Here is a 13,887-nt window from a genome sequence, read left to right as displayed (position 1 = left end):
TCCGGCCCGGTGTCCACAGCTCCGCCTCGACCGTGAACCAGCTCACCACCAGCGGCTTTCCCGGACTCCGGATCGCCCGTCCCGACCCGCGGACGAGGGCCGCCTCCTACTCCGCCGTCGGCTGGGCCGGCCGCCCGCCCAGTGGTGCGGCGTACGGCGGTGGGGTCGTTGCCCTAGGCTCGTCGGTATGGACTCCCGTCTGCCCTTGCTCACTGTGGAGACGGTGGTCTTCCCGGGGCTGGTGCTACCGCTGCCGATCACGGACACGCAGGGCCGTGCCGTGGTCCGGGACCTGGTCGAGAACGGCGGCGAGCTGGTCTGCGGCGCGATCGCGGTGCGGGACGGCTACGAGCTCGGCGACCGGGTCTTCCGCTCGCTGTACGGCACCGGCTGCGCCGCGACGATCTCCGAGATCACTTTGGAGGCCGGCGACGACGGGCCGGTCGAGATCACGCTCACCGGCAACCGGCGGTTCAAGGTGGACCAGCTCGACAGCACCGGCGACTACCTGCTCGCCGACGTCGAGTGGCTGCCCGAGGAGCTCGGCGACGACCCGCTCGGTACGGCGACCATCGCGGTCGAACGCTTCCGCCGGTACGCCGCAGCGGTGACCGAGATCAGCCGGCCCGGCCTGCACATCGGCTCGCTGCCCGACGACCCCGGCACCCTGTCGTACCTGATGTCGGCCGCGACCACCCTGCTGACGCCCGAGCGCCAGAAGCTGCTCGAAGCTCCGGACACCACGACCCGGCTGGCACAGCTGATCGGCCTGCTCGACAGCGAACTGGCCGCGATCACGGCCATCCCGTCACTACCGGACACCGACATGTCGTGGTCCACGATGCACCCGAACTGAGTCCACACCACGCCATACCAGCCTGAATCCCACAGTGGTATCTTCGGGGGATGAGCAAGCAGATCACTGTGCGGTTGCCGGACGAGCTGGTGGAGTTCATGGACCAGCTCGTCGACGCCAACAAGGCATCCTCCCGGGCCTCCGTGGTGGCCCGGGCGATGGAGCGTGAGCGGCGGCGGGAGCTGGCCGCGCGGGATCTCGCGTTGCTGGCCGCGCACGGCGAGCCCGACGATCTCGACGGGCTCGCCGCGGCCGCCGGCGGTACCGTGCTGTCCGACCTCGACTGATGCGGCCCATCCACATCGCCCGGCTGGACAAACCCCGCCCGGTGGTGGTGCTCACCCGCGAGCTGATTCGCCCCCGGCTGACGAACGTCACCGTCGCCCCGATCACCAGCACCGTGCGCGGCCTGTCCACCGAGGTCCTGGTCGGCCCGCAGAACGGTCTCGACCACCCGAGCGCGATCAGCTGCGACAACATCCAGACGATCCCGAAGCTCCAGCTCGGCCGCCTGATCGGCTACCTGCTGCCCGACCAGGAACCAGCCCTCACCGAAGCCGTCACGCTGGCCTTCGACCTCGATCTCCGGTGAGGCCGCGCCGACGTCCGAAGAACCTCAGCGGCTGGACGCGAGGTTCCTCGGACGCTACGTCTTCGCGGGTCGTCAGCCGAGCTTGCTGACGTCCCGGACCGCTCCCTTGTCGGCGCTGGTGGCCATCGCGGCGTAGGCGCGCAGGGCCTGGGAGACCTTGCGCTCGCGGGACTTCGGGGCGTAGACGCCGCCGAGGACCTCCCGCCGCCGGGCCAGCTCGTCGTCGGGCACCAGCAGCTCGATCGAACGGTTCGGGATGTCGATCCGGATCTGGTCGCCGTCCTGGACCAGCGCGATCGTGCCGCCGGACGCCGCCTCCGGGGACGCGTGGCCGATCGACAGACCGGAGGTACCGCCGGAGAAACGCCCGTCGGTGACGAGCGCGCAGACCTTGCCCAGTCCCCGGCCCTTCAGGAACGACGTCGGGTAGAGCATCTCCTGCATTCCGGGACCACCCTTCGGGCCCTCGTAGCGAATCACCACGACGTCACCCGGCTGGACCTGCTTGGCCAGGATCTTCTCGACCGCCTCCTCCTGCGACTCGCAGACGACGGCCGGGCCCTGGAAGGTCCAGATCGACTCGTCGACGCCCGCGGTCTTCACGACGCAGCCGTCCTCGGCCAGGTTGCCCTTCAGCACGGCCAGGCCGCCGTCGGCGGAGTACGCGTGCTCGAGGTCGCGGATGCACCCGCCGGCCGCGTCGGTGTCGAGGGTCTCCCACCGCTCGGACTGCGAGAACGCCGTCGCCGACCGCTTGCAGCCCGGCGCCGCGTGCCACAGCTCGATCGCCTCGGCGGACGGCGAGCCTCCGCGCAGATCCCAGTTCTTCAGCCACTCGTCGATCGAGGCGCTGTGCACGGTGTGAATGTCCTCGTTCAGCAGACCGGCCCGGTACAGCTCGCCCAGGATGGCCGGGATGCCGCCGGCCCGGTGCACGTCCTCCATGTAGTAGGTGCCGCCCGGCGCCACGTTCGGCGCGACCTTCGCCAGGCACGGCACCCGGCGCGAGACCGCGTTGATGTCGTCCAGCCCGAAGTCGACCTCCGCCTCCTGGGCCGCGGCCAGCAGGTGCAGGATCGTGTTCGTCGAGCCGCCCATCGCGATGTCCAGCGCCATCGCGTTCTCGAACGCCGCGCGCGAGGCGACCCGTCGCGGCAGCACCGTCTCGTCGTCCTGCTCGTAGTACCGCTGGGTGATCTCGACGACCGTCCGGCCGGCGTTCTCGTACAGCGCCTTGCGGGCGGTGTGGGTGGCCAGCACCGAACCGTTGCCGGGCAGCGCCAGACCGATCGCCTCGGCCAGGCAGTTCATCGAGTTCGCGGTGAACATGCCCGAGCACGAGCCGCAGGTCGGGCAGGCGTTCTCCTCGATCCGCTGGATGTCGGCGTCGGAGACGTTCTCGTTGACCGCCTCGGACATCGCGTCGATCAGGTCCAGCTTGCGCACGGTGCCGTCGACCAGAGTGGCCCGGCCGGCCTCCATCGGGCCGCCGGAGACGAACACGGTCGGAATGTTCAGCCGCAGCGCGGCCATCAGCATGCCGGGGGTGATCTTGTCGCAGTTCGAGATGCAGATCAGCGCGTCGGCGCAGTGCGCCTCGACCATGTACTCCACCGAGTCCGCGATCAGGTCCCGCGACGGCAGGCTGTACAGCATGCCGCCGTGCCCCATCGCGATGCCGTCGTCGACCGCAATCGTGTTGAACTCACGGGCGATGCCGCCGGCCGCGTGAATCGCCTCGGACACGATCCGGCCGACCGGCTGCAGGTGGGTGTGGCCGGGCACGAACTCGGTGAAGCTGTTGGCCACGGCGACGATCGGTTTGCCGAAGTCCTCCCGAGCTACCCCGGAGGCCTGCATCAGGGCGCGGGCGCCCGCCATGTTGCGGCCGTGGGTGACGGTTCGGGACCTCAATGCAGGCACGACGGTGTCTCCTCGCTACTCGGACTGACCCACAGCATGGTGCCACCCGATGTCCGGATGCCGAAACGGTGGTCCCACATGGCGGCCGGTACGCCGGGGTCGGCGGCGCGCGCGTCGATTCTGTCGGAGCGCGCGCCTAGCCTGGGAACCATGGCCGAGCAGCAGCTTCGGTTCGACTACCACAGCCGCGCGGCGCATCCCGCCCTGCGGCCGTTCGTGGCCGGCCTGATGGGCTACGCGTACCGGGGCGACCCACCCGAGCTGCACCGGGGCCTGCCGTCGCCGTTCCTGACCGTCGTGATCAGCTTGGACGAGCCGCTCGGGCTGGCCTGGCCCGGTGCGCCGGTGGAGAAGTTCCACACGCTGGCCAGCGGGCTGCACCCGGCCGCCGTCCGGATCGGCGACTCCCCCAACCGGTCCGGCATCCAGCTCGCGCTGACTCCGTCCGGCAGCCGTGCCCTGCTCGGCCTTCCGTCCAGCGAGCTGACCTCGACCGCGGTTCCCCTCGACGCTGTGCTCGGCCGACCGGCCGGGGAGCTCGCCGAGCGGCTGCGCGAAGTACCGGGGTGGGAAGAGCGTTTCACACTGGTGGAGCGACTGCTGCTGAAAGCCTGGCGGGACGAGCCGGCGGCCGGTCCGGGGGCGGAGCTCGGCTGGGCGTGGCGCCGGCTCGAGCAGACCGCCGGGGGCATCGGCGTCCAGGAACTGGCGGCAGAGGTCGGGTGGTCGCGGCGGCACTTGACCGAGCGGTTCCGGCGAGAGTACGGGCTGGCGCCGAAGGTGGCGGCCCGGGTGTTCCGCTTCGAGCAGGCAGTGCGCCGGCTGAAGCAGCAGCCCCGGACCAAACTGGCCGATCTCGCCGCCGGCCTCGGGTACGCCGACCAGGCCCACCTCACCCGCGAGTGGAACGCGCTGGCCGGCTGCTCGCCGCGGCAGTGGATGGCCGAGGAGCTCCCATCCGTACAAGACAGGACCGGCGACCAGGGCGCACAGTCGCGGGTATGAACACGACGAAGAACGACACCGCGATCGGCGTCTGGCCGACGCTGGTCTACCGCGACGGGCAAGCCGCCCTGACGTTCCTCACCGAGGGGCTGGGATTCACACTGGTCGCCGCGCACCCGGGCGCGGCCGAGGGATCGATCGCGCACGCGGAGCTGACCTGGCCGGCCGGTGGCGGCGTGATGGTCAGCTCGATCGACCGCAACGCCGAGCCGAACGAGTTCGACCAGCTCGCCGGCCAGCGGCAGGCGGTCTACCTGGTGCACAGCGATCCCGACACGGTCTACGAACGCGTGCTCGCCGCCGGCGCGACCCTGCTGCGGGAGATGCGCGAGGAGGACTACGGATCGCGCGGTTTCAGCGTCACCGATCCCGAGGACAACGTCTGGAGCATCGGCACGTACGCAGGTGAGCGCTGACCTGCGACGACCGCCAACTGTTCGACCCACGGTGAAAGGTTCCCGGCCAGGCATCCTCCCGACCTTGCGTTCCGTCTCCCGATCGTCATTCAGACGTCCGGCACAGGGAGCGTTTCGTGAGACGACGAGTTGTGAGGGTCCTGCTGGCTGCCGTCCTGCTGGCCGGTGCCGTCCCGCCGACCGGCGCGACCGGCGCAAGACCACCCGACCCCACCGGCAGGAAGGACGCCCACGTCGTCACGCTGGTCACCGGTGATCGGGTGCAGGTGTCGCGAGGCGGCGCCCAGGTCGAGATCCACCCGGCCGAGGGGCGCGAGAAGGTCGGGGTCTCGATCCGCCGGATCGACGGCCAGCTGTACGCCGTACCGGCCGACGTCGCGGACCTGGTCGCGAGCGGCCGGCTGGACCGGCGCTTGTTCGATCTGACCACCCTGATCGCGGCCGGCTACGACGACGGGCGCAGCTCGGACCTGCCGCTGATCGTGGCGTCGGGGACAAGCCGCGTCCCAGGCCTCCCCCGGCGGGACGGCCTGCGGACCACCCGGGCGCTGCCGACCGCGGGCAGCGTCGCGGTCACCGCCCGCAAGCAGAACCTCGCGGCAACGTGGCGCTCGCTGGCCCCGGGGCAGGGCGGCATCGGCAAGGTCTGGCTCGACGGCCTGCGTCAGGTGTCGCTGGATCGCAGCGTGCCCCAGATCGGCGCGCCGGCCGCCTGGCGCTCGGGTTACACCGGCACCGGAGCGACGGTGGCCGTCCTGGACACCGGCATCGACACCTCGCACCCCGACCTGACCGGCCAGGTGAAAGCGGCGAAAAACTTCACCGGCGACCCGACAGGCGACCTGGTCGGCCACGGAACGCACGTCGCGTCGACCATCGCCGGCACCGGCAAGGCGTCGGCCGGCCGGTACCGCGGGGTGGCACCGGGAGCCGAGCTGCTGGACGCCAAGGTCTGCCAGTTCCGCGGCTGCCAGGAGTCGGCGGTCCTGGCCGCGATGGAGTGGGCGGCGGTCGAGCAGGACGCCGACGTGGTGAACCTCAGCCTCGGCGGCCCGGACACTCCCGGTGTGGACCCGATCGAAGCCGCTGTGAACACCTTGACCGCCCGCACCGGCGCGCTCTTCGTCGTCGCGTCCGGCAACAGCGGGCCGTTCGGCCGGACCGTGTCGTCACCCGCCTCGGCGGACGCGGCGCTGGCGGTCGGCGCGGTCGACCGGTACGACGAGCTGGCGCCGTTCTCCGGCCGCGGTCCCCGGATCGGCGACGGCGCGGTGAAGCCCGACGTCACCGCCCCCGGCGTGGCAATCACCGCCGCGCTGGCAAACGCCCGGCCGGGAGGAGCGGCGTACACCGCGATGTCAGGCACGTCGATGGCGACGCCGCACGTAGCAGGCGCCGCCGCGCTCCTGGTCCAGCGCAGGCCGGACTGGACCGCGGACCGGCTGAAGGCTGCGCTGACGGCCTCGGCCCGGCCTGCCGTGAACCAGTCGGTGTACGAGCAGGGTGCGGGCCGGATCGACGTCGCCGGGGCGATCACGCAGACCGTCTTCAGCGTGCCGGGCAGCCTGATGTTCGGCACGCAACGCTGGCCGCACACCGACGACCGGCTCGTCACCCGGCAAGCCACGTTCCACAACGACGGCACCAAGCCGGTCGCCCTCGCTCTGGACGCCGCGCTGACCGGTCCCACCGGACGCCGGGCGCCGGCCGGCACGGTCAGCCTCTCGACCCGTCGGCTCGTGGTCCCGGCCGGCGGCACCGCCTCGGTGGCGGTCCGGATCAGCACCCGGCACGCCGGCCCGGACGGTCTGTACTCCGGCCGGATCACCGCCACGGCGAACGGCAAGCGCGTCGCGTCGACCCTGCTGCAGGTCGACAAGGAGGTCGAGAGCTACGACCTGACGTTGCGCACGCTCGACCGCGACGGCAAGCAGGCGGACGCGACGAACGTCCTGGTCGGTACCGACCGGGACGTGCTGGAGGCGCCGTACGACCCCGACGGCGAGACAGTGGTCCGGGTCCCGAAGGGCCGCTATCTCGTCGAGTCGCTGGTGTACGCCGCCGATGCCGACCGTGGACGCCTGTACTGGACCGTGCAGCCCGCGCTCGTCGTGGACCGCGCCCGCACGGTGGTCGTGGACGCCCGGAAGACCCGACCGATGAGGGTTTCCGTCGAGCAACCGGGCTCCATTCCCGCGATGGCGAACGTCGGGCTGGTGCAGCCGCGCGGAGGCAGCGGGACGGAGCCCTACCTGTCCTCGATCTGGAACGGCGATCTCGACTCCCACTTCACCGCCCAGCTCGGGCCGTCGGCCGCGGGTACCGGCTTCTTCTCCTTCGTGCAGAGCCACCTGGGCCGGGAAAGCGACGGCTCCTACGACAACTCCCCGTACACGTACTCGTTGTCCGACCAGCGCCGCGGGGCCTTCTTCACCGGGTACGACCGGCACTTCCGCGATCGCGAGCTGGCCAGGATCGTGCACCGCTTCGCCGTCGACGGGCCGCAACCGGAGGTGGGCCTGCACTTCATCGGGCATCTGGCGCACGTCACCGGCCTGCCGACGAGTCCTCGCATCCTCTTCGGGTACACCAAGCTTCCGCCGTCCATCGTGCAGTATGCGACGGCGGATCCGGACGTCCGGTGGTCCACCATCCTGCATGAGGGCTACACCGGGACGTCCCTGAACTCCGACAGCACGCCCAAGCGGCACCGGCCCGGGCGTTCGTCCACCGAGGTGTGGAGGACCGCGATCGCCGGACCCGCAACCAGGTTCGCTCAGCCGCGTGCAGCGCTGGAGTCCTACGATCAGCACGCCCGGCGGGTCGAGGACCAACTGTCGGTTCACCTGTCGCTGCACGCGGACGGCAGCGGCCACAGCAGCTTCTACACCCCCGAGTGGGGCCGGCCGGAAGCAGCCCGGACGACGCTCTACCGCAACGGCAAGCCGATCGCCGAGTCGCAGCAGGCCGGGCGGATCGCGGCCGAACTACCCGCCGGCAGTGCGCAGTACGAGCTGCGTACGTCCGCGGATCGGGCCGACCGCAAGGAGCTGTCCACCAAGGTGTCGGCGAGCTGGCGCTTCCGGTCCGCGTCGGCCGGGCGGCAGGGTGCGGTGCTGCCGCTCTGGGCGGTGCGCTTCGGTCTGCGGGCCGACGACCACGGCAGTGTGCCGCGGACGAAGCACACGGTCCTGCCGGTGACGGTCGAGCACCCGCCCGGAGCGAAGGCCGGCACCCTCACCCGGTTCAGGGTGCAGGTGTCCGGCGACGACGGGCTGCAGTGGACCGCGGCTCGAGTCCTGCCCAGCGGCAGGAATCGCTACCTGGCCGTCTTCGAGACACCCGCCACCGCGCAGTACGTCACGCTGCGCGCCACCGCCGCGGACAGTGCCGGCAACACGGTCGAGCAGACCATCGAGCGCGCGTACCGCCTGCGCTGACGGTACGCCGGTCCCATCCCCGTGGTGGGGTGGGACCGGCGGCGCGCGGGAACCGTGAGCTGCCGCAAGCCGCGGTATCCACAGGCGTCCCCCCGGGCGGCGCCGATCTCCGTAGAATCGCCAGGTGGCCGAGACGACCGAACTGCCTGAGTCCGAAGCTGTGCAGGTCCTGCGGCGAGTGTTCGGGTACGACGCTTTCCGCGGTGAGCAGCGCAAGATCATCGACACCGTCATCGGCGGCGGCGACGCGCTGGTGCTGATGCCGACCGGTGGCGGCAAGTCCCTGTGCTACCAGATCCCGGCGCTGGTCCGGTCGGGCGTCGGGGTGGTGATCTCGCCGCTGATCGCGTTGATGCAGGACCAGGTGGACGCCCTCACCGCGCTCGGCGTGCGAGCCGGCTTCCTGAACAGCACGCAGGACTTCGAGCAGCGCCGCGAGGTCGAGCAGGCCTTCCTGGCCGGCGAGCTGGACCTGCTCTACCTGGCCCCCGAGCGGCTCCGGGTCGAGGCGACCGTGCGGCTGCTCGACCAGGGCAAGATCTCGTTGTTCGCGATCGACGAGGCGCACTGCGTGTCCCAGTGGGGGCACGACTTCCGGCCCGACTACCTGATGCTGTCGCAGCTGCACGAGCGCTGGCCGGACGTGCCGCGGATCGCGCTGACCGCGACGGCGACCGAGGCGACCCACGCCGAGATCGCCACCCGGCTCAACCTGACCGACGCCAAGCACTTCGTCGCCAGCTTCGACCGGCCCAACATCCAGTACCGGATCGTGCCGAAGGACAACCCGCAGCGGCAGCTGCTCGACCTGCTGCGCACCGAGCACGCCGGGGACGCGGGCATCGTCTACTGCCTGTCCCGCAACGGCGTCGAGAAGACCGCCGCCTTCCTGACCCAGAACGGTATCGAAGCCGTGCCGTACCACGCCGGCCTGGACAGCCGGACCCGCGCCCGCAACCAGTCCCGGTTCCTGCGCGAGGACGGCCTGGTCGTGGTCGCGACGATCGCGTTCGGCATGGGCATCGACAAGCCGGACGTGCGGTTCGTCGCGCACCTGGACCTGCCGAAGTCGGTCGAGGGCTACTACCAGGAGACCGGCCGGGCCGGGCGGGACGGACTGCCCTCCACCGCCTGGCTGGCGTACGGGCTGCAGGACGTCGTGCAGCAGCGCAAGATGATCGACACCTCCGAGGGCGACGCGGCGCACCGCCGCCGGCTGGGCGCGCACCTCGACGCGATGCTCGCTCTGTGCGAGACCGTGCAGTGCCGGCGCGTCCAGCTGCTCGCGTACTTCGGCCAGCACGGCGAGCCCTGCGGCAACTGCGACACCTGCCTGACCCCGCCGGAGTCCTGGGACGGCACGATCCCGGCCCAGAAGCTGCTCTCCACCGTCTACCGGCTGCAGCACGAGCGGAACCAGAAGTTCGGCGCCGGCCAGGTGATCGACATCCTGCTCGGCAAGCCGACGGAGAAGGTCAAGCAGTTCCGGCACGACGACCTGAGCGTGTTCGGCATCGGCACCGAGCTCAAGGACACCGAGTGGCGCGGGGTGATCCGCCAACTGCTGGCGCAACGGCTGCTCACCGTCGAGGGTGACTACGGCACGCTCGTGCTCACGCCCGGCAGCGCCGAGGTGCTCGGCCGCCGGCGTGAGGTGATGATGCGCCGCGAGCCCGAGCGGGTCGGGCGGTCGAAGTCGTCGTCGTCCGGCGGCGGCAAGAAGAAGGTCGTCGACCTGCCGGCCGAGGCGGCGCCGGTGTTCGAGCGGTTGCGCGCGTGGCGGGCCGCAGTGGCGAAGGAGCAGGGCATGCCGGCGTACGTGATCTTCCACGACGCGACGCTGCGGCAGATCGCCACCGACCGGCCGTCGTCGCTCGCCGAGCTCGGCACGATCAGCGGCGTCGGCGAGAACAAGCTCGCCAAGTACGGCGACGGAGTGCTGGAGGCTTTGGCGGAGATCTAAAAGGTGGTCAGGTCCGCCCGCGGGCCGGACAGTGTTGTGTGCACCTGTCCGGAGGTTCGCGGTACGGCACCGCGGTGCTCCGGCGCAGTCCGCCCACTGTTCGAAGGAGCACGTTCATGCAAACCTCCGCCCAGCTCCAGCTCGCCCGCCGGCGCCTCCTGCTCGGCGTGCCGGCCGTCGTCGTGGCCGCCGCGCTCGCTCCCCACGCCGCCTCTGCCGCACCCCGCCCCCGGCGTCCCAAGGTCCTGGAGTGCGCCGCCGACCTGTTCCAGGCCTCCTGATGGCGACCATCCCGTGGCTCGCCGACGTACTGCGGGCCGCCGGCGTCCAGGTGATCGAGGAGGGCAACTGGCTCGGCCGGGCCGTCGCCGGGTCGTTCAACCCGATCGGCGTGCTCTGGCACCACACCGCGTCGTCGACGTCCAGCCCGAGCAACCCGCACCCGGCGCTGAACGTCGTCATCAACGGCCGGTCGGACCTGCAAGGCCCGTTGTCCCAGGCTCTGGTCGACTACAACGGCGTCTTCCACGTCATCTCGGCCGGCCGCTGCAACCACGCCGGCGCCGCCCGGGTCAGCGGCCCGATCCCGGCCGGTGACGGCAACACGATGCTGATCGGCTGGGAGATCGACTACAACGGCGTCAGCCAGCAGATGAGCCCGGCGCAGTACAGCGCCTCGCTGAAGGCGACCGCCGCCGTGCTCCGCCGGCTCGGCCGCGACGCCAGCTACGTCCGCGGTCACCGCGAGACGAGCACGACGGGCAAGATCGACCCGTACGCGGTCAACCTCGACTCGATGCGCGCCGAGGTGGCGAGCCTGCTCGGCGGCAGCCCGCCACCGACGTACAACTTCAGCACCTACGGCTCCGGCGTGAACGTCCGGGCCGACGCCCGGCTGAACGCACCGATCGTCGCGACCCTGGCCGGCCCGACCCAGGTGTTCGTCCAGTGCCAGAAGCAGGGTGACACCGTCACCGCGGAGGGACACACCAACAACTGGTGGTCCCGGCTACGGGACCAGGGCGGCTACATCACCAACATCTACATCGACCACCCGGACGCGAAGCTGCCCGGCATCCCCAACTGCTGACACACCGCCTCACTGCTCGACGAGGTAGAGCCGGTTGTGGTCGGGGTCCTGGAAGCTGAACATCGGTGGGACGCCTGGCCAGCTGAGCAGGTCGGCGACGCCGACACCTTGGCTGGCCAGGGCGGTGTGGGCGGCGGCCGCGTCGGGCGTGCTGAGGCGGATGCCGGTGTCGGTGCCGGCGGGGGTCTGGTCCGAGGCGGGCTGCAGGGCGATCGAGGTGGTGGAGCCGGGCGGGGCGACGACGATCCACCGGCCGTCGAGCTGCGGGAGCGCGGCGTCCATCCGCAGCTCGAAGCCGAGCGTGCCGACGTAGAAGGCGACGGCACGGTCCTGGTCGGTGACGGGGATCGCGACCGTGCCGATGGCGGTGATGTGGTTCATCCGGAAGTCCTTTCGGGTTGCTGTACTTCCGGAGGTAGAAGCCGGCCCGGCGCTTTCGACATCGCCCGCGAGGAAATTTCCGCCTGGGGTCAGGCGTCGGTGAGGAGGTGGCGCATGTGGTCGGCGGCGGCGGGTGGGAAGGAGTAGACGATCAGCCACTGGTTGGGTGCGTCGAGCAGTGCGGTGACGTCGTAGCCGATGGTGAGCGGGCCGAGGGTGGGGTGGTTCAGGTTCTTGTCGCCGGTGACGCGTTCGCGCACGTCGCGGCGGGACCAGCGGGCGGCGAAGTCGGGGCTGGCGGCGGTGAGTTCCTCGACGAGGGTGCGGACGGTGGGATCGTCGACGAGGTGGCCGGCGGCGGAGCGGAGGTGGGCGACGGCGTCGTCGGCGACCTCCGGCCAGTCGGCGAACAGGTCCCGAGCGGACGGGTCGGTGAAGATGTAGCGGGCGTTGTTGGCGCTGGGGCCCGGCCGCTCCCCCGGCGGCGGCAGCCGGCCCGGGAAGAGCAGCGTCGCCGAGCGGTTCCACCCGAGCACGTCGCCGGTCCGGCCGAGAACGACAACGGCGGTGGGCGGTGCGAAGAGGTCCAGCAAGCGCGACGCGGACCGGGAGATGCGCTGCTCGGCGGCGGCGCTGGTGACCGTCGGATCTGTCAGCGCGTTCAGGTGGCGGGACTCGTCCTCGGTCAGCCGCAACGTCCGAGCCAGCGCGTCGAGCACGCTGGCCGAGGGGTGGTGGGCGTGACCTTGTTCCAGCCGGGTGTAGTAGCCGACGCTGAGCCCGGCCAGCTCCGCGACCTCCTCGCGGCGCAGCCCCGGCGTACGGCGTGGGACGTCCGGGAGCCCGGCCTGAGTGGGCGTGAGCCGGTTGCGACGCTCGCGCAGGAACGCGCCGAGCTCGCGGGCCCGGTCGGCGTACCGCGACATCGGCGACCTCCTGACTGTCCCTGACAGGTGCACCCGGCAACCTTTTCCGGCGGCCGGCAGCATCCCACGGTAGTAGGTGTGCGCGTATCCACCCAGCCGGTCCTCGCCCTGAGCGCGGCCGCCTCCTCGTTCTTCCTGATCACCCTCAACTCCTCGCTGGTGACCACGGCGCTGCCCTCCGTCGGCCGCGAGCTCGGCACCGGTCCGGCCCTCGCCTGGGTACTGACCGGCTACTCCCTCGTGTTCGCGGTGTGCCTGCTTCCGGCCGGCGCCTGGTCGGACCGGATCGGCGCCCGCCGCACCTTCGGGCTCGGCATGGTCGCGTTCGTGATCACCTCGGCCGTCTGCGCCCTCGCCGACACCCTCGCCCTCCTCCTCGCAGCGCGCGCTGTCCAGGGCGCGGCCGCGGCGGCGATCCTCCCGTCCGGCCTGGCCATGCTGACCGCCGCCGCCCCGGACCAGGTACGCCGTACCCGGGCGATCGCGCACTGGACGGCCGCAGGTGCCGTCGCCCTGGTCGTCGGCTCTCCCGTCGGCGGCGCGATCACCACGGCGTTCGGCTGGCCGGCCACCTTTTGGCTCAACGTCGTCCTCGGCATCGCCGTTCTGGTGACCGCGCTCGCTCTCCGCCCCGCCGACCACCCGGTACGCCGGCCGGCCGGCGCCGGCACGAAGCTCCGGTCCCGTGCGGTGGTGGTCAGCGCCGTCACCGGGTTCACGGTCAACTTCGCCTCGTACGGCGCGATCTTCGTCGTCACGTTGTTCGTGCAGCAACTGCTCGACCGGTCCGCGTGGACCAGCGGGCTCGTGTTCGTCCCGATGACCCTGCTGATCATCCCGGCGAACCTGCTGGCCGCCCGGCTGACCACCCGCCACGGCGCCACCCGGGTCCTGGTCCTTGGTCAGACCTTGATGCTGGTCGGTCTGCTCGGGCTGTGCTCGGTCGACGACCGGATCGCGCTCTGGGTCGTGATCGGCTGGCTGCTGCCGATCGGCGCCGGCGCGGGTCTGGTCGCTCCGGCGATGACGGCGATGATGCTGGACGGCGTACCGAGCAGCCGGGCCGGCTTCGGCGCCGGCTTGCTCAACGCCAGCCGGCAGACCGGAAGCGGAGCTGCGGCTGCACTTTTCGGCCTGCTGCTCGGTGGGAGCCAGTTTCTGACCGGGCTGCGGACCAGCCTGGTGCTGGCCGCCGCCGTCGTCGCCGTCAGCACACTCACCGCCGTGGGTCGCCGCAAGGTGCACCTGACGGGTGTACCCACCCGGTCCCCGGATCGGGAAAGCTGAAGCCGTGC

At 71.4% G+C, this 13,887-nt stretch carries 13 protein-coding genes; 10 read left to right on the top strand and 3 right to left on the bottom strand.

Annotated features, from left to right (window positions below):
* The first annotated feature begins 187 nt into the window (after positions 1-187).
* The 3 genes from KFLA_RS14450 to KFLA_RS14440 are packed head-to-tail and all read left to right on the top strand — an operon-like array spanning position 188 to position 1,448.
* Positions 188-856, top strand: coding sequence for an LON peptidase substrate-binding domain-containing protein (locus KFLA_RS14450; protein WP_012920539.1), 669 nt, complete (start codon positions 188-190; stop codon positions 854-856).
* Positions 857-906: 50 nt separating this feature from the next.
* Entirely contained in the window at positions 907-1,143 is a 237-nt protein-coding gene (locus tag KFLA_RS14445) for a ribbon-helix-helix domain-containing protein (protein ID WP_012920538.1), read from the top strand.
* A complete protein-coding gene (locus KFLA_RS14440; RefSeq protein ID WP_012920537.1) occupies positions 1,143-1,448 on the top strand; it encodes a type II toxin-antitoxin system PemK/MazF family toxin in 306 nt (101 codons plus the stop codon). The genes KFLA_RS14445 and KFLA_RS14440 overlap by 1 nt, the downstream gene beginning before the upstream one ends.
* Positions 1,449-1,520: 72 nt before the next feature.
* On the opposite strand, the gene ilvD is transcribed toward KFLA_RS14440, so the two are convergent.
* Complete coding sequence (gene ilvD / locus KFLA_RS14435; RefSeq protein ID WP_012920536.1) at positions 1,521-3,371, bottom strand: dihydroxy-acid dehydratase; 1,851 nt, start codon at positions 3,369-3,371, stop codon at positions 1,521-1,523.
* 150 nt (positions 3,372-3,521) lie between these two features.
* Between ilvD and KFLA_RS14430 the strand changes: the two genes are divergently transcribed.
* The 6 genes from KFLA_RS14430 (at position 3,522) to KFLA_RS14410 (ending at position 11,285) form a co-directional block, all read left to right on the top strand.
* On the top strand, positions 3,522-4,376 hold the full coding sequence (locus KFLA_RS14430; protein WP_041289326.1) for an AraC family transcriptional regulator: 855 nt from the start codon (positions 3,522-3,524) through the stop codon (positions 4,374-4,376).
* Positions 4,373-4,792, top strand: a complete 420-nt coding sequence (locus KFLA_RS14425) for a VOC family protein (RefSeq protein WP_012920534.1) — start codon at positions 4,373-4,375, stop codon at positions 4,790-4,792. The genes KFLA_RS14430 and KFLA_RS14425 overlap by 4 nt, the downstream gene beginning before the upstream one ends.
* Before the next feature lie 116 nt (positions 4,793-4,908).
* Positions 4,909-8,232 (top strand): S8 family serine peptidase, encoded by a 3,324-nt coding sequence (locus tag KFLA_RS14420; protein WP_012920533.1) that lies wholly within the window; start codon positions 4,909-4,911, stop codon positions 8,230-8,232.
* A 124-nt stretch (positions 8,233-8,356) separates the two neighbouring features.
* On the top strand, positions 8,357-10,195 hold the full coding sequence (gene recQ / locus KFLA_RS14415) for a DNA helicase RecQ (RefSeq protein WP_012920532.1): 1,839 nt from the start codon (positions 8,357-8,359) through the stop codon (positions 10,193-10,195).
* Positions 10,196-10,311: 116 nt separating this feature from the next.
* The gene (locus tag KFLA_RS37940) at positions 10,312-10,476 is read left to right on the top strand and encodes a hypothetical protein (protein ID WP_012920531.1); all 165 of its coding nucleotides are present in this window, start codon (positions 10,312-10,314) and stop codon (positions 10,474-10,476) included.
* Positions 10,476-11,285 (top strand): amidase, encoded by an 810-nt coding sequence (locus tag KFLA_RS14410; protein WP_012920530.1) that lies wholly within the window; start codon positions 10,476-10,478, stop codon positions 11,283-11,285. The genes KFLA_RS37940 and KFLA_RS14410 overlap by 1 nt, the downstream gene beginning before the upstream one ends.
* Before the next feature lie 9 nt (positions 11,286-11,294).
* Here the strand turns inward: KFLA_RS14410 and KFLA_RS14405 are convergent, their stop codons facing one another.
* Both KFLA_RS14405 and KFLA_RS37450 read right to left on the bottom strand, forming a co-directional pair.
* Entirely contained in the window at positions 11,295-11,666 is a 372-nt protein-coding gene (locus KFLA_RS14405; RefSeq protein ID WP_012920529.1) for a VOC family protein, read from the bottom strand.
* 89 nt (positions 11,667-11,755) lie between these two features.
* Complete coding sequence (locus KFLA_RS37450; RefSeq protein WP_012920528.1) at positions 11,756-12,592, bottom strand: helix-turn-helix transcriptional regulator; 837 nt, start codon at positions 12,590-12,592, stop codon at positions 11,756-11,758.
* A gap of 78 nt (positions 12,593-12,670) precedes the next feature.
* Here KFLA_RS37450 and KFLA_RS14395 point away from each other — a divergent pair, with 78 nt between their 5' ends.
* Positions 12,671-13,879: an MFS transporter gene (locus KFLA_RS14395; protein WP_012920527.1), complete on the top strand. Its 1,209-nt coding sequence runs from the start codon at positions 12,671-12,673 to the stop codon at positions 13,877-13,879.
* Positions 13,880-13,887 lie beyond the last annotated feature (8 nt).

It is taken from the genome of Kribbella flavida DSM 17836 (genome assembly GCF_000024345.1).
GTDB lineage: Bacteria > Actinomycetota > Actinomycetes > Propionibacteriales > Kribbellaceae > Kribbella > Kribbella flavida.
The sequence above is the reverse complement of the archived record's forward strand: the minus strand, read 5'-3'. Positions and strand labels throughout refer to the sequence as shown.